Annotated in this window: 18 protein-coding genes; 6 read left to right on the forward strand and 12 right to left on the reverse strand. The window is 45.1% G+C overall.

The features are described from left to right. Positions 1 to 19 precede the first annotated feature (19 nt). Both M3I01_RS13450 and M3I01_RS13455 read right to left on the reverse strand, forming a co-directional pair. A complete protein-coding gene (locus M3I01_RS13450; protein WP_255896397.1) occupies positions 20 to 1,045 on the reverse strand; it encodes a phage major capsid protein, P2 family in 1,026 nt (341 codons plus the stop codon). A gap of 64 nt (positions 1,046 to 1,109) precedes the next feature. Next, complete coding sequence (locus M3I01_RS13455) at positions 1,110 to 1,946, reverse strand: GPO family capsid scaffolding protein (RefSeq protein WP_255896398.1); 837 nt, start codon at positions 1,944 to 1,946, stop codon at positions 1,110 to 1,112. A 177-nt stretch (positions 1,947 to 2,123) separates the two neighbouring features. On the opposite strand from M3I01_RS13455, the gene M3I01_RS13460 reads away from it, so the two are divergent. Genes M3I01_RS13460 through M3I01_RS13470 form a run of 3 tightly spaced genes read left to right on the forward strand, consistent with a single transcriptional unit; the run spans position 2,124 to position 5,779 of the window. Further along, positions 2,124 to 3,950: a terminase large subunit domain-containing protein gene (locus tag M3I01_RS13460; protein WP_275565128.1), complete on the forward strand. Its 1,827-nt coding sequence runs from the start codon at positions 2,124 to 2,126 to the stop codon at positions 3,948 to 3,950. A 15-nt stretch (positions 3,951 to 3,965) separates the two neighbouring features. Beyond that, positions 3,966 to 5,054 carry a phage portal protein gene (locus tag M3I01_RS13465; RefSeq protein WP_255896400.1) on the forward strand — a complete coding sequence of 363 codons (1,089 nt, stop codon included), beginning with the start codon at positions 3,966 to 3,968 and terminating at the stop codon, positions 5,052 to 5,054. Continuing rightward, complete coding sequence (locus M3I01_RS13470; protein WP_275565129.1) at positions 5,054 to 5,779, forward strand: DUF7217 family protein; 726 nt, start codon at positions 5,054 to 5,056, stop codon at positions 5,777 to 5,779. Before M3I01_RS13465 ends, M3I01_RS13470 begins: the two co-directional genes overlap by 1 nt. A gap of 24 nt (positions 5,780 to 5,803) precedes the next feature. Here M3I01_RS13470 and M3I01_RS13475 read toward each other — a convergent pair whose 3' ends face one another. After that, positions 5,804 to 5,965, reverse strand: a complete 162-nt coding sequence (locus M3I01_RS13475; RefSeq protein ID WP_255896402.1) for a helix-turn-helix domain-containing protein — start codon at positions 5,963 to 5,965, stop codon at positions 5,804 to 5,806. Further along, positions 5,965 to 6,396, reverse strand: a complete 432-nt coding sequence (locus tag M3I01_RS13480) for an AcrIF11 family anti-CRISPR ADP-ribosyltransferase (protein ID WP_255896403.1) — start codon at positions 6,394 to 6,396, stop codon at positions 5,965 to 5,967. The genes M3I01_RS13475 and M3I01_RS13480 overlap by 1 nt, the downstream gene beginning before the upstream one ends. A 236-nt stretch (positions 6,397 to 6,632) precedes the next feature. Here M3I01_RS13480 and M3I01_RS13485 point away from each other — a divergent pair, with 236 nt between their 5' ends. The 3 genes from M3I01_RS13485 (at position 6,633) to M3I01_RS13495 (ending at position 7,964) form a co-directional block, all read left to right on the forward strand. Then, positions 6,633 to 6,812, forward strand: coding sequence for a type II toxin-antitoxin system HicA family toxin (locus M3I01_RS13485; RefSeq protein ID WP_255896404.1), 180 nt, complete (start codon positions 6,633 to 6,635; stop codon positions 6,810 to 6,812). Between the two features lie 43 nt (positions 6,813 to 6,855). Continuing rightward, positions 6,856 to 7,254 carry a type II toxin-antitoxin system HicB family antitoxin gene (locus tag M3I01_RS13490; RefSeq protein ID WP_255896405.1) on the forward strand — a complete coding sequence of 133 codons (399 nt, stop codon included), beginning with the start codon at positions 6,856 to 6,858 and terminating at the stop codon, positions 7,252 to 7,254. A 170-nt stretch (positions 7,255 to 7,424) separates the two neighbouring features. Further along, positions 7,425 to 7,964 carry a hypothetical protein gene (locus M3I01_RS13495; protein ID WP_255896406.1) on the forward strand — a complete coding sequence of 180 codons (540 nt, stop codon included), beginning with the start codon at positions 7,425 to 7,427 and terminating at the stop codon, positions 7,962 to 7,964. A 23-nt stretch (positions 7,965 to 7,987) separates the two neighbouring features. On the opposite strand, the gene M3I01_RS13500 is transcribed toward M3I01_RS13495, so the two are convergent. From M3I01_RS13500 to M3I01_RS13535, 8 genes are read right to left on the reverse strand one after another with little or no spacing between them, the layout of a single operon-like run. Continuing rightward, a complete protein-coding gene (locus M3I01_RS13500) occupies positions 7,988 to 8,332 on the reverse strand; it encodes a hypothetical protein (RefSeq protein ID WP_255896407.1) in 345 nt (114 codons plus the stop codon). 13 nt (positions 8,333 to 8,345) lie between these two features. Further along, positions 8,346 to 8,792 carry a hypothetical protein gene (locus M3I01_RS13505; RefSeq protein WP_255896408.1) on the reverse strand — a complete coding sequence of 149 codons (447 nt, stop codon included), beginning with the start codon at positions 8,790 to 8,792 and terminating at the stop codon, positions 8,346 to 8,348. Positions 8,793 to 8,835: 43 nt separating this feature from the next. After that, positions 8,836 to 9,399 carry a hypothetical protein gene (locus M3I01_RS13510; protein WP_255896410.1) on the reverse strand — a complete coding sequence of 188 codons (564 nt, stop codon included), beginning with the start codon at positions 9,397 to 9,399 and terminating at the stop codon, positions 8,836 to 8,838. A gap of 55 nt (positions 9,400 to 9,454) precedes the next feature. Further along, positions 9,455 to 9,841 (reverse strand): hypothetical protein, encoded by a 387-nt coding sequence (locus tag M3I01_RS13515; protein ID WP_255896412.1) that lies wholly within the window; start codon positions 9,839 to 9,841, stop codon positions 9,455 to 9,457. A 7-nt stretch (positions 9,842 to 9,848) separates the two neighbouring features. Continuing rightward, on the reverse strand, positions 9,849 to 11,231 hold the full coding sequence (locus M3I01_RS13520) for a DNA cytosine methyltransferase (RefSeq protein ID WP_255896413.1): 1,383 nt from the start codon (positions 11,229 to 11,231) through the stop codon (positions 9,849 to 9,851). A 2-nt stretch (positions 11,232 to 11,233) separates the two neighbouring features. Beyond that, positions 11,234 to 11,488, reverse strand: coding sequence for an ogr/Delta-like zinc finger family protein (locus M3I01_RS13525; protein ID WP_255896414.1), 255 nt, complete (start codon positions 11,486 to 11,488; stop codon positions 11,234 to 11,236). After that, positions 11,472 to 13,277 (reverse strand): replication endonuclease, encoded by a 1,806-nt coding sequence (locus M3I01_RS13530; RefSeq protein WP_275565130.1) that lies wholly within the window; start codon positions 13,275 to 13,277, stop codon positions 11,472 to 11,474. The genes M3I01_RS13525 and M3I01_RS13530 overlap by 17 nt, the downstream gene beginning before the upstream one ends. After that, complete coding sequence (locus M3I01_RS13535; RefSeq protein WP_255896416.1) at positions 13,270 to 13,821, reverse strand: hypothetical protein; 552 nt, start codon at positions 13,819 to 13,821, stop codon at positions 13,270 to 13,272. The genes M3I01_RS13530 and M3I01_RS13535 overlap by 8 nt, the downstream gene beginning before the upstream one ends. Positions 13,822 to 13,896: the final 75 nt, after the last annotated feature.

A 13,896-nucleotide genomic window follows, 5' to 3' on the forward strand; every position in this document is an offset into this window, starting at 1 on the left:
TTAAACCATTTGGTTTAATTTATGGCGTTGGTACGTATTTCGTAATGCCTTTGATAATGCCGATTGCGTCGGTTTCTTCGACGATGTAATCCACGTTTTCAGAGTTGTAATCTTCCACGCGTGAACGTTTCGGCTCGTCTTTAATATGACGACGTAATGACCCTTCTTGCAGATAGATCGACAAGTTTTCTGGATAGGTCACAATCACAGTGCCAGACGGGAAAAACGGTGGCGTGATCGCTTTTAAGCCAGCAAAAATGCCAGTTACACGGTTATCGTTTACCTGTGTTTTTTCCGTTGCTTTGTCGCCATTCGCGGCCAAACTTTCAAGACGATAATCGCTCATCAAATCAGACGAAATGAACGCGACCAATTCGGAATCGTCGCGCAAATGTTCAGGAATCATTTGCTTGGCGCTTTCAACCACCACGTCTAAGTTACGCATATCCGCATCAACATGGCCGAAGGTCAAACCGTCTTCGTCAATTTGTGCTGGCGCTTCTTCACGTACTTTCTGAATCCAGCCTTTGTTGACGTCTTCACCGTTCGGGTATGTCGCTTTGTTTGTTGTGGTCGCAATAGACACACCATGCCAACCAATGCGCACACGGTCATCGACCATCGCCTTACGATATAAAGCTGAATACAAATCCCCGTATTGCTGTGGTGTACGGTTGCGCCACTGATCCAATTTTGCATAGTTGATATGCACATCGGTTTCGGTGAATTGGCATTCGTAACCTTTTGAATCTTCACTAACGACACTAGATGTTTGACGATCTGTGGTATTGGTGTTGGTACGCTTTGTGATTAAGCCCGCCACCATCAGGCCGACTTTCTCGCCTTTGATTTCGGTAACCACTGCAACATTGATCATGCCGAGGAACCACGCGCCATGCTCAACCGCTTTTTCATACAAGCGTTGTTGCACAGACGGCGTGACGTCGAATTGTTCGCCAAGCGCAGCACCCACCGACGCGTAAACATTATTTAAATACGCTTTTAGCTGTGTTCTGCCCTGTACTGATAACGATTTTGTAGCCATCTTCTTTTCCTATCTAAGATTCTTTTTTAAGCGGCTCCCCAGACGCTTTTCGTGTGACCTGGACCTAAACGATTTCGAAACTGGTTTCCGACTCGCCTTTGCTCTTTGGCGGCATTTCCGTTTTTTCTTTCATCGCTTTTGTAAAACTGCCTTCCAGCGTTGCGAAGTTTTCCACTAGCGCCTTGAGCGTTTCCGCTTGTGTTGCGAACGCTTTCTTTTCGTTTTCAAGTGCGGTGATTTTTTCTTTTAACTCGGTGATTTGTGCCGCGAACTCGCTAGGTGCTTCGTCGCCTTTTGGCTCGTCTTCTGCCGTTAGTGCTTCAAGCTTTGTTTTAAAGTCGGCTAATTCGTCTTGCAGCTTTTTAAACTCTGCTTTTTCTGCGTCTGTCATTGGGTCGTCTTCCTGTGTTGGGGAGTTTTTCTTGATAAATATTTTTTGAAATAAGCTTTCTTCAAACTCCAGCTTTTCGCTGTCTTTGCTTATAAAAATTTCTGAGTGTTCGCCGTTCTGGCTAAAGGAAAGTTGTTCGGTGCCAAGGCTGGCAGGCTCGTCTGTAATGGCTAGGTGCATTAAGTAGGCTTTACCCGACTTAGCAGCATCCACCACGACACGAATACTGGTAAAAAGCTTTTGGCCTTCTGCATTAAGCTTCAATAGATATTTATTCGGCTCTAGTATTGCGAATAAACACAAACGCCCTTTGGCGTCTTTCTCTGCCTTTACTTTCAGCACTCGCCCATAGTTACCACTCCAAGAAGAATGGTCTTTAAAAATACTGGCGGTGTATTCGTCCGTACTGTAGGTTTCAACTATGTCTTCAATCCACTGCTCTTCGATCTCTCGACCGTCAATAGTTGGACCCGCTGTTGCCACTTTGAACCACTTAGATTTACCCGCCATTTCGCGCCCTTTTCCTGTCTCGCTTAATTCGTTTTAAACACTCGATAGAGCAAAGATAAGCGCCAAAACCCGACGATTCCAGCGGGTAAAATCCACGGAATTGCGATAAAGGCATTATCACAAGTCATTGTATTTACTGACGTTATTAAGTGGTTAATGGGCGGCTAATATGGCGCCATGGCATATTCTCAAGACACGATTGATCACGCACGACTGCTTTATATCCGCGCCCACAAACCAGCGGAAATAGCCGCACGCCTAAACGTTAACGAAAGGACGGTTTACGGCTGGATTGATAAATTCAACTGGAAAGAGCTGCTTGCATTCGACACAGCGGAAATAGAAGTCAGCCGCCGCATCAGCACGCTAACGAACCGCGAGAATAAGACGAAAGAGGAAGTACAAGAGCTTACTGCGTTATGCCGTATTTTTGGCAGCATGAGACAAGACCTAGCAAAAGCGGAAAAGATCACGGCGGAAGCCAAAGCCATTGCCGATGGAAAGCCGGAAGCGGTAGAAGGCGCCATAAACCGTGGCAATCGTCGCGGCAACAGTAAAAGAAAAGCCAAGGTCAAAAATGACATTAGTGATATTGATGTCTCTAAGTTTGATACTTGGGCAAATAAAAACCTATTCGAATACCAATTACTGTGGCGTAAAGTTGCCCACGATCCCGACCTTTGCGATGTCCGATTTATATTAAAAAGCCGCCAAATCGGTGCGACGTATTATTTCGCGTGGGAAGCGTTTGAAGACGCCGTGAAGAATGGCGACAACCAAGTTTTCTTGTCTGCATCGAAAGACCAAGCGCGCGTATTCAAAGCGTACATTCAATCTTTCGCACGAGATATGTTCGACCTTGAATTAAAAGGCGCAGACAGCATAGAACTGTATAAAGACGGTAAATCATGGGCAACCCTGTATTTTCTCTCGACCAATTCAAGCACCGCACAAAGTTATCATGGCCACCTTTATATTGATGAAGTTTTTTGGATATACGGCTACGCCAAATTACAAAAAGTAGCGTCTGGCATGGCCTCTCATGCAAAGTGGCGCGAAACCTATTTTTCTACACCGTCCAGTTTGCAGCACCCTGCTTACGAACATTGGAGTGGTTCGGCATTTAACAAAGATCGTAAGAAAAAAGTTGATATTGATCTATCAGACAAAACCCTCAAAAAAGGCTCTTTAGGTGGGGATTCTGTTTGGCGGCACCTCGTCACAGTGGAAGATGCCGAGCGCATGGGCTGTAAACTGTTCAACATCAAAAAACTAAAAGACAAATACAGCAAAGCGGATTTTGACAATTTATTTCGCTGTAAGTTTGTTGATGATAATGAAAGTGTATTCCCCTTCTCCACTCTATCAAAATGCATGATAAATCCATTAGAAAAATGGAAAGACGTAGATTTTGGCAGCGACAACCCAACACGCAATAGGCCTGTGGCGATTGGTTACGACCCCTCACGAATTAGAGATAACGCTGGATTAGTCGTGGTTGAAATTCCACGAACCTTGGCGCAAAAATGGCGCGTGATTGAAACCCATCAATTCAAGGGCATTACGTCGGAATACCAAGCCGCGCGTATTGCCGAGATTTACCAACGATTCAATGTTAAATGGTGCGGCATTGATACCACGGGCATTGGTCACGATACCTTCCAATGTTGTTTGGATCTGAACCTAGATTTTGTGGTGCCTATTTATTATTCCGTGGCCGAAAAAACGGATTTAGTAACACGCGCCAAACGATTAATAGACGGTGGACGCCTTGAATACGACGCAGAAAACAAAGAACTGTCTTTATCTCTCATGATGATTCACCAAATCACCACCCCAAACGGCTCTATTACTTACGGCGCACCGCGTAACGGCAACACAGGCCACGCGGATTTGGCGTGGGCAGCTTTTCACGCTCTGCAAGCAGAGAAACAATTCTTCGAATCGAAAAAAACCGACGACACAACAAACAACAACGAAACACACATGGCAATGAGTCAATAAACAGGACAACGAATCATGACAACACAGAAACCACGCGAACGAATCGACAGCAGCTACACTACGTCAACCGGTGGCGTGTTGATGCCAAAGCAAGAAGAAGTGCAACCGACTGCGTTTAGTTTTGGCGATCCAGAACCGGTACTCGGCAGTCAGATAAGTGATTATCTAGGCGTGTTTGCGGATTCAAACGGCTATTGGTATGTCCCGCCCGTTAGTTTGGCTGGGCTAGCAAAAACCATGTACGCCAACGGCACCCATGCCAGCGTGCTGGAATTCAAACATAATCAGCTTTTGGCAAGCTGGCAAGATAACCCAATGATAGCCCGCCGCGAAGCACGCGCCGCGTTTAAAGATTTCGAGGTATTTGATAACGCCTATTTTTTAGCGATTCGGAACTGGCTAGGCGGCATTAATCGTTATGTTCGTTTGCCAGCTGTTAATATGCGCGTGGGTACGGAAGACAATTACTATTTATTGAACAGCAACGGCAGTTGGACGGAATACGACGCGGCCGACATTATTCATCTAAACGGCGGCGATATTCGTCAAGGGCTGTACGGTGTACCCACGTATTTTTCGGGCATTCACAGTATTTTATTAGGCGAAGCGGCCACGCTGTTTCGTCGTAAGTATTATCAGAATGGCGCCCATACTGGCTATATCTTGGTGACGTTTGATCTAGACAAAAACAAAGCTTCCGAATTGCAAAGCGCTATTTCTCAATCAAAAGGCCCTGGCAACCATCGATCCATGTATTTAAACATGGCGTCAACGCTACAGGGCAAACCGGGCTACACCAAAGACCGTGTGCAAGTTATCCCCGTCGGGGATTTTGGCAACCGCGACGAATACGACAAGATCAAAGAAATCACTCAGCAAGACATCCTTAATATGCACCGAGTACCCGCAGGACTCGCCAGCATCATGGCAAACAATGCTGCAGGGCATGGCGATTTAACAAACGTCCGTGAGGTGTATTACGACTGTGAAACCATCCCAAAACAGGCCATTTGGCAGGAACTAAACGACCAATTACTAACGCGGGCAAAAATTGGCTTTAACGAGCCGCGATGGTTGGTTGCTGCAAAATCGGGCGGTGCGTAATGGCATTTACATTCAATAAACGACTGTTCAATTTGTTTGGCAATGGCAACGGCTTTCAATCATCCATGCACACCAAAGCGAGTGATACAGGCGTTCGCGCCTTGGAATTAAGCCGCGATTTAACTAAATACCTACCCGCTGACGACACACCCCCCGGTGCGATACTGCCGACCGAATTTAAAGTGGTGGATTGCCAAGCGGCGTTGGTTAGCTTTGCGGCGGGTGCAAATCAAATGGCCGCGCACATCAATGGGCGTTTAGATACGTTGTTGGATGATATGCAAGTGTCTGTCACGATCAAAGAAATCGACTCGTATATTAATAACGTGCCATCAAGCTGTGCGACGATTGATAGCGTAATGGGATCATTAGGTAATGTAGGAGACATGTATTTAGATGCGGTCACGTCAGAACTAGACGACCTAGAACAAGCTATGGCGGATTTTGACCTCAAGATTATCACCGTAATCGAATTTGATGACATTCTTGTGCGTGTCACGGAAGAACTAAAAAGCGCCACTAGTGGAATACTGGGCATGATAGCCGGCGAGCTTTCAACGATTAGCGGCATGTATCAAAAAATGCATCAATTAGCGAACTCGTTTGCCATTGAATCACTAATCAATGACCCATGTGTTAGACCCCTGCTCAAAAAACTGGCAGACCCTGAACTGACGAACGTGTTAACTGAAGACTTTGGACTGGATGATTTACCGGGTATGTAAAAAAGCCCTCGCCACACAATCAAATTATATTTTTAACTCTCTTCTATGACTGTAAAGAGCACCATCCACTACGATGAAACCATTTTTTATCCACTGGGTAACTTGCTGTGGCTTGACGCCTTGCGCTTCCGCAAACCTTGTTCTATTTCCGTCGTAATGGCTTTTTATATAATCAATCAATGGCATTAGTTTGTTTCCTCTAGTGTTAGTTCGCTTTCACGGCCAAGCATTGGAATGATATAAACTGTTCCTTGCTCATCAAAAGCTTTGCACGCTTTGTATCCCATTTTCTTTGCGCACTCGCCTTGGATGCGTTGAATCCACCAATCGTCTTCACCATCTTTTCCATGATCAAATGCAGTGTCACGACCATCTAGCATGCGTTCAGCATCGTCTTCTTCAACCTCCAATGTCTCGCAAATGTCTTTTATTACTTCTTCGTCGTAAAGCTCGCTAACATCAATAAAGTCTTCATCCTCTATTTCCATAGAGTAAGTGTAAACAGTTGATGATGCGGTCATGGTGTAAACATCATTCGAAAAGAACAGGCAATCACCAAACAGGCCTAGTGTATTGATTGCTTTTATTTCTACAGGGCTTGTGTGGAAGATTTTCATTGTTATGTCCTTTTCGTTAGTTGATGTAGATATTATATAAAGTAAAACGCTTTATGTAAAGCGTTTTACTTTATATTTTTTAAATTATTTTCCCGCGCTTACTTGTCATTTTTAAAAAACGTGACGTATCACTCTTTTATCTTTCTTTAAAATAAAGTGTGTTTGTGTGTATGTTTTTGTTGTAAAAGGTGTGTTCTGGTGTATAATTAAATCATCAAAGCAAACAAGGCGGCGATATGAACAGCAAAGACGTTGTGAAACTTCTTAAAAATGATGGCTGGTATCTGGATAGGGTGAACGGCAGTCATAATATTTTTAAGCATAAAACTAAGAAAGGGCGTGTTGTAGTACCCCACCCGAAATCGGATCTCCCGATTGGTACTTACAAAAGCATTCTTAAGCAAGCAGGGTTATAGCCCTGCTTGCACTTCATATCTCGACCTAAGGAGGTTGAAAAATATGTTATATCCTGTGGTAATTCACAAAGACGAAGGCAGCGCCTACGGTGTGACCATTCCAGATTTAGCCGGTTGCTTTAGTGCTGGCGAAACGTTTGAAGAAGCGTTAGCAAACACACACGAAGCGATTGATTTGTTTTTGTCTGACGTCATTCAAGATGGTGAAGCACTGCCTTTGGCATCAAGTGCATCAAAATATTTAGATAATCCTGATTATGCTGGCGGTGTATGGGCTGTGGTTGATATTGATATGTCTATGTACAGTGGAAAAACTGAACGCATTAATGTGACCTTACCTAAATATTTGATCCAGCAAATAGACCAGCGGGTTAGCAAAATGAACTTAAAAAGCCGCTCAAGCTATTTAGCCGAAGCGGCTATGCAGTCATTAAAAAGCTAGAATTTACTTGTTAGACAATCAGTAAATGAAAGCCATTTCAAATACAAAAGCCCATCACTTGATGGGCTTTTTCATTTCTATGGTTTGCTGATTTTTAAAAACGTGACGTGTCACGCTTTTGTAAATGTTTTATAGTGCGCCTTTCATCAAACCAAATTTAGGAAGGAACCATGGCGCTAAAACCGTGTAAGGAATGTAAACAAGAGGTATCGACCAAGGCGAAGTCTTGCCCGCACTGTGGTGCAAAAAATCCGACGGTATCAGGAAAAGAAACCGCTCAAGGTTGCTTGGGGATAATTGTGTTATCCATCATTATCGCTGTTGTTGTTAACTCATGCGGTGACGATGACGCCACCACAAAACCAAAAGAGCCCGCAAAAACACCAAAAGAAATAGCCGCCGAAAATGCCGCATGCAGACAAGACCTTCAATGCTGGGCTACAAAACACATTATAACCGCTCAAGTTTATTGCCCTGATCTAATTGAAAATTTAGCCAAATATCAATTTGAATGGACAGACGGTTGGGTCGATTCCAAATTTACCCATTTTTTATGGAAAAATAAAACCGCTGGAACAATCACTTATTTCGGAGACAAACTAAAACTTCAAAATGGTTTTGGCGCCTTCCAGAATTACACCTATTCTTGCTTAGTTGATACAAACACAGACTCTATTTTGGATATTGGCGCCCAACCTGGCAAGCTGTAACCACCCCACAATAAAACGCCCCATCATTGGGGCGTTTTATTTTTCCAATCCACGCATTCTTCCGCTTCTTCTTTTGTGATAAACCACGCAATAACACCCTTACACTTTTCAGAATACTTTTTTATTACGGGATAACCTGGCGCCTTACCTTCTAATCTAGAACCATTCACCCAATCCCCATAAACTCCAACTGAAAACTTTAAATCATCCATAACCCAATGTCGATTCGAAAGTATCGGCTTTCGCTCGCCGCAGCTGGGGCAGTCTTTTAATATCGCAGTATGCGAGCCTTGGTCTTTTCGCTTATAACCATTCTTTACCATGCACTGATGGCACAACTCTAAAGCACTCTCTTTTTCTTGTTTCATGAATCACCCCGCTTTAATTTTTGTACCCTAACGCACCCATAATGAATTCGTCCATTTCCTCTTTTATCGGTATCCCGTTTTCATCACAGCGTTTATTTTCGCCTTGGTTACTCACCAACACGCGGAAGCCATAGCCGAAAAATAGAAAATATTCTGGTCTATACCGTCCTACATTTTTATCGTGTGCTGAATACCGTAAAACTGGCGCACTATTCCAAGGCTCCAATACAAATTCTTTTCTTTCTAACATCACGCTTTTATGGGAATCATGAACTTCAAATAAATCAAACTCGCTTTCATCTTCCCCGTGAAATTCACCATCAAACAATTTAGGCAAAGATATGAAATCTTCTTTTTTAATTTCACCCTTTTCAAACTGGCAATGCATACACTTTTCAATCTCACGAATGCCGCCAAGCCCTTTTTTAAAGCCATGCTCTCTGCATACCATCTTATTCATAAATCACCCCGTTTTTCGCTTTATCCATCATAAACTTTTTTCGTTACACGTCTACATTACGCCCTGTCATGGTTTTAATAACCACAGGCTGTTTACTCATAATCATCGGCTGTGTAAGCCAATAACGATCAAATAGGCAATGGCTTGCGAGTCGCTGGCAATTTGGATCTAAGCAATGACGGCAATTTGCATTAGCTATTGGCCCCGCATTGGTGCCTGCCATTGCTCGCTCTTTCGCGCTCACAGGAGGACACTTAAAAACATCTTCTAGCCTTATTTTTTCAGCGGCTCTTCCTATTTCCTCAGAAGCCTTCTTGATTGCTTCCGTATCAAACCTAAAATCATGAAAGTAACGGTTTGTTGGTAATCCGATTGATTCCGCGACGCGTTCGCCTAGCAAGCGTTTGTTGTCGCATTCTATAACGGCCATTTTCAAAAGTAGGTCATCAATCAGGTGTTTTGGTATCACGTAGCTCTCCACGATGCCGTGTCTAACGATTTGCAGCGTATCGGCACAATTTACCGCCGTGGCTAGCGTTCCGTTGTCTACCTGCCCGAGGGTGATTTTTTGGGCATTTTCTATGGTGGTTTCTAGGTCTTGTTTCATTTCTGCTCGCTCCCCTATGTTAATTTTTAAAAACGTGACGTGTCACGCTGTGGTTTTACAATCTCAGTTTCTTTTCTTCCCGCGTGTACCAGCATTCAGCCACGCCTTTTAATTTCGGTATGCCTAGGCCGTTTTTGCAGCCCATTGGTAATGGCTCGCCGCAAAAGTCGCATTGTCCTAAGTGCTTTTTCTCTTCATCCACCCGCTTCTTTTCACGGCGTATCAGTGTGGCGATAAATTCCGCCGCCGCGTATGGCTCAGCCCCGCCGCGATAGGCGCACAGCTCGGCCAGTGTTTCGGACTCGGTTTGTGATAATGGAACTCGGTATTCATGAATACCGAGTTCCGAATTTTTTTCGGCGTCCCGTTGGCGTTTGGCACGCTGACGCTCTTTGTCTTGCTGGCGCTTCTTATCGGCTTTGGCTTGATCGTTGTTTTTCATGCTTCACCTATGCCGCTATTTCTATGCTTAGTGGCTTATAGTTGGACGCTGCCAACGCTTGCGCCAATGGCGGACAAACGGCATTACCACAGCGCGCCACTTGGTTGGCTTTTGTTAATTTTTTGCCTTGGCTGTCATGGCTTATTTTGTAATCTGCAGGAAATCCCATGCCTTTAAAAAGCTCGTATGGTTCCAACATGCGCAAGCCAATATCAATAATTTGGTAAGCCGTCCCCTTTACCATGACCAGCCCGAAACGATCCCGCGTGGTAATAGTGTGCAAAGGCTTATCAATTTTTTGGGCGCTTCCTGTTCCGTAATATTCGATAAGAAAGGCGCGCACTTCGCCAAGATGAAAACCGCCGGCGGAAATAGTGTGCAAAGGCTCGTTGGTACCATGGCCGATGTTGTCACCGCGAAACTTCACAATGTGGCTAGTGACTAAAGCAAAATGACCACCTTTGACTTGCGCGCAAATCGTGCGCAATGGCTCGTCTATCGCCATGTTTCTTTGATGGCTGGCATTGGCATATTCAGTAATAAAGCTAATTTTGGTCGGATCAGGCGCAAGAAATGGTGCTTCAGTGAATGCGAATTTTTCCAAGCCTTTGGCGATCCGTTTCATTGAGTTTTCAGCCAATGGCTTTTTTCTTCCAAATATCGATTTCACAGGCAAATTCCAATCGATAATGTCCGCCGCTGTTTTATAGGGCTGCAGTCCTTCGCCGTGCGTTGGTTCCGGCCATACAATTGGTTCGCCATCTTTACGAGCAATCAAAAACAAACGGCTTCGCGTTGTTGGCACGCCATAATCACACGCCTTTATCACTCGCCATTCCACCTGGTAACCCAAGCCTTTTTCGATTATGGATAAGTCGAATTCTTCACCTAATGCGTGTTTTACGTCTTCAATGCTTGGATGATCCAAATCAAGCCCCGTTGTTAGTGCGGATATGAACGCGTTGAATGTTTCGCCTTTTCGCTTTTTGCATGGTTTGCCATCTTCCACAGGACCCCACGTTAAAAACTCTTCAACGTTTTCAAGCATGAACATACGAACAGGCACCGACGCCGCCCAACGAACGGCCACCCAAGCCAAACCACGAATATTTTTGTTTACTGGTGTGGCGCCTTTTGCTTTTGAAAAGTGTTTGCAATCGGGTGAAAACCACGCCAAACCAACGGGGTGACCATTACACGCCTCTACCGGATCAACATCCCACACAGATTCGCAGTAGTGGCGCGTTTCTGGATGATTCATTTTGTGCATATCAATGGCCGCTTGGTCGTGATTGATAGCAATATCCACATAGCGATTTAAACCAAGCTCTATGCCCGTACTCGCCCCACCACCGCCCGCGAAATTGTCGACTATGATTTCCCTTTTCACACTCACACCCCTTTGATGTTCAGTTGCTCTTGCTGTTCAATGATCTTGCGCGCCATGCTGACCACGTCGGTTTGCGGCGGGTTGATGTAGTGCTTAAATTCCATACCAAAAACAGCACGCGCGCCGCACCCGTCCTTCTCTACGCACTGCACGTAAAGTTCTTTGTAAAACACGTCTTTTATGTCTTTTGCTAGATCATTGCTGTTTGTGATAATCGCTTTGCCTTTACATCGTGGACATTTAACCCGTACTGACATTTGCGCCACCTCCACCACTTCCGGTTGGCTGATTTCTAAGGCCGAAACTCGGCCCCGTACACTTATTGACACGAGTCCAAGGAACGGCTCCGCCGTTCTTCAAAGAAGAAGACTCAGAGCCAGACCCAACGCGTTGGATCGTCCAGTCATAAAAACGCGTCACATACACATCAACACCACGGGCCACACCTTTAATGGACGAAACCAATTCTCCGTATTGGTTTTCTTCTTCTTCGCTGTAATGAAGTTTCAATGTCTGATTACGTCCCGCGAACACGCCACCCATCAATTTGGTAAAATCCTTCCAACGACCTTTGTCCGCCGCTTCGTGAATTGGCTTAATGACCGCACCCACGTCCTTTTTGATTTTTCGCAGTTCACGCCATACGCTCACAGAAACCCCGCCAAAAAATTGAAACTGTCGAATACCAAAACGACGCGCCCAACCCGTGATACTTTCGGACATGGCCGACGCATTGCGCCCTGTCTCAATGTCTTTTTCAATGTGTTCACCATCCACGCTTTTACAAACGTACTTCGCCATATAACCAGCCGCCGTCCCTTGCGCTGGATCCATGTATTTAATGTCGTAGCGTTTTTCTTCCGCGCCTTTTTCGTGACCGTCTTCTTGTAAAGCGTAATGTTTGAAAATAGCTAAAAACGTCTTTAGTTGTGCCGCTTCACCAAACACCATCATGTGCCAATGTGGCGTCGCGTCGTGGTGTGGCTCGACCACACGAACACCATAAAAATGCACACCATCACGTTTGCACTTTGAACGAATGCGCTTAAACACATTGCATAGGTAGGTTTGCCCACGTCTTGGATCAGGGCATTTGGCTTTATAGAACTTGCCAACACGGCGCCCGTTTTTACGCACCGCGTGATATTTAGATGGACAGGTCAACGTTAGGAAATACCCGACGTGCTCCATTTCAACGGCTAACTCTTCCGTACCACGAACCCGTGCCATTAGTTCACCACGACGAATAAACGGATTAGAAACACCACGGCTTGATAAATCTTCGAGGGTAAAGGCTTCATCATTCTGGTTGACAGCTTCCCAACCCTTTAAAAATTCGGCATTGGCTTTCTGCTGTTTGCGGAATTTGTTTAAACCCCATTTCGAAAGATAAGGGGATGCGCCGTTATGGACTTCGCCACATTCGCGCAAGATACTTTCAACCACTCGCCATTGTTTCTTCGCTTGGCGCGCCCACCATTCTGGTGTGATCATGCGGGCAATCATGGCAACCACTTTGTCTTCATCGTCCCAATCACGAAACGACACGCCCACTTCTTTTAAATGAACTTCCACCCATTTAAGAACCGCCGCGCGCCCTTCGTTTACCAGCAATCCATACATGCCTGATTCGAACTCATAGCGTTTTGTTTCCGCCCATTTGCTCAGCTCGGCACCATCTAACTCGCTGATCATCTTGTCGCAAAAACGCAACCGGGCCACAACACCGCGCAACCATTCAATGGAATCTTGACGGCTTCGCTTGGCTAATCGCTCCGCTTCTTTTTGCACGTAGGGACGCATAACCGAAATCTTGTTTAATAGTTGGTAACGCTCAACCACTTCAACCAACCAAGCATTGGCCACAATATGGCCTTTTTCTTGGTCTAACTCGTCAAGACGCGCACGTAATTCGAAAACGTCCTCATGACTTAAACCTTTTAATTGCTCCTTACGCCATTGCTCACATTCATATGGCCACATAAAACCCGCTGGCGCGGGCGGTATATCAACAACTTCTTGCGGCTTACTCCAATAACTAAGCATGCTTAACAACCGCTCCCGTATTAAATTCAATGAACTTTCTTTCTTCTTCTTGTGCTATTTCCCACGCCGCCAAATCCAATTTTTCCGCCAGCTTTAACGCCACAGAATCCTTACACCAAAAAATAGAACTTCTTCCCGCAATCTCAGACATAGACGCGGCACCATTCATTAAAAAGCGCTTTAGTCCACCCGTAACAGCGGCGACCATCATGTCCCTCAACAAAACCAATTCCTGTTTACTCATTGGGTCATCGCCCATTTCTCGCGGATCGAACTCTTCAGCAATGCGCAACGGCATTACCGACCAACCACCAAAACCGGTTTTTCCTTTTCTAGCGCCCTGCTTCTCTATTTTCAAAATACTGAAACGCGGATTCCACGTTCCCAAAAAGAACCATCCCATTTGCAAATCTTGATCTACTTCATGACACACGCGCATCTTCATCCAATGTCTTGCCACTTCTAGCAATACTTCAATTTCCACATTGGCGAATGTCATCAATGAACTGGGTGTTTCTCGGTTCAACTCGTGTACGTTTGACATAATTTTTTCCCTCTAATGCTTTCTTTTCTTCTTTCCACGAACGCCATATTTTCTGACGTACTTCTTGCGGCGGCA

Origin of the sequence: Marinomonas maritima, from assembly GCF_024435075.2 — a bacterium.
Classification (GTDB): domain Bacteria; phylum Pseudomonadota; class Gammaproteobacteria; order Pseudomonadales; family Marinomonadaceae; genus Marinomonas; species Marinomonas maritima.

Coding starts and splice junctions, on each gene's coding strand:
- M3I01_RS13450 (WP_255896397.1), bottom strand. CDS start 1,045: ATGGCTACAAAATCGTTATCAGTACAGGGCAGAACACAGCTAAAAGCG.
- M3I01_RS13455 (WP_255896398.1), bottom strand. CDS start 1,946: ATGGCGGGTAAATCTAAGTGGTTCAAAGTGGCAACAGCGGGTCCAACT.
- M3I01_RS13460 (WP_275565128.1), top strand. CDS start 2,124: ATGGCATATTCTCAAGACACGATTGATCACGCACGACTGCTTTATATC.
- M3I01_RS13465 (WP_255896400.1), top strand. CDS start 3,966: ATGACAACACAGAAACCACGCGAACGAATCGACAGCAGCTACACTACG.
- M3I01_RS13470 (WP_275565129.1), top strand. CDS start 5,054: ATGGCATTTACATTCAATAAACGACTGTTCAATTTGTTTGGCAATGGC.
- M3I01_RS13475 (WP_255896402.1), bottom strand. CDS start 5,965: ATGCCATTGATTGATTATATAAAAAGCCATTACGACGGAAATAGAACA.
- M3I01_RS13480 (WP_255896403.1), bottom strand. CDS start 6,396: ATGAAAATCTTCCACACAAGCCCTGTAGAAATAAAAGCAATCAATACA.
- M3I01_RS13485 (WP_255896404.1), top strand. CDS start 6,633: ATGAACAGCAAAGACGTTGTGAAACTTCTTAAAAATGATGGCTGGTAT.
- M3I01_RS13490 (WP_255896405.1), top strand. CDS start 6,856: ATGTTATATCCTGTGGTAATTCACAAAGACGAAGGCAGCGCCTACGGT.
- M3I01_RS13495 (WP_255896406.1), top strand. CDS start 7,425: ATGGCGCTAAAACCGTGTAAGGAATGTAAACAAGAGGTATCGACCAAG.
- M3I01_RS13500 (WP_255896407.1), bottom strand. CDS start 8,332: ATGAAACAAGAAAAAGAGAGTGCTTTAGAGTTGTGCCATCAGTGCATG.
- M3I01_RS13505 (WP_255896408.1), bottom strand. CDS start 8,792: ATGAATAAGATGGTATGCAGAGAGCATGGCTTTAAAAAAGGGCTTGGC.
- M3I01_RS13510 (WP_255896410.1), bottom strand. CDS start 9,399: ATGAAACAAGACCTAGAAACCACCATAGAAAATGCCCAAAAAATCACC.
- M3I01_RS13515 (WP_255896412.1), bottom strand. CDS start 9,841: ATGAAAAACAACGATCAAGCCAAAGCCGATAAGAAGCGCCAGCAAGAC.
- M3I01_RS13525 (WP_255896414.1), bottom strand. CDS start 11,488: ATGTCAGTACGGGTTAAATGTCCACGATGTAAAGGCAAAGCGATTATC.
- M3I01_RS13530 (WP_275565130.1), bottom strand. CDS start 13,277: ATGCTTAGTTATTGGAGTAAGCCGCAAGAAGTTGTTGATATACCGCCC.
- M3I01_RS13535 (WP_255896416.1), bottom strand. CDS start 13,821: ATGTCAAACGTACACGAGTTGAACCGAGAAACACCCAGTTCATTGATG.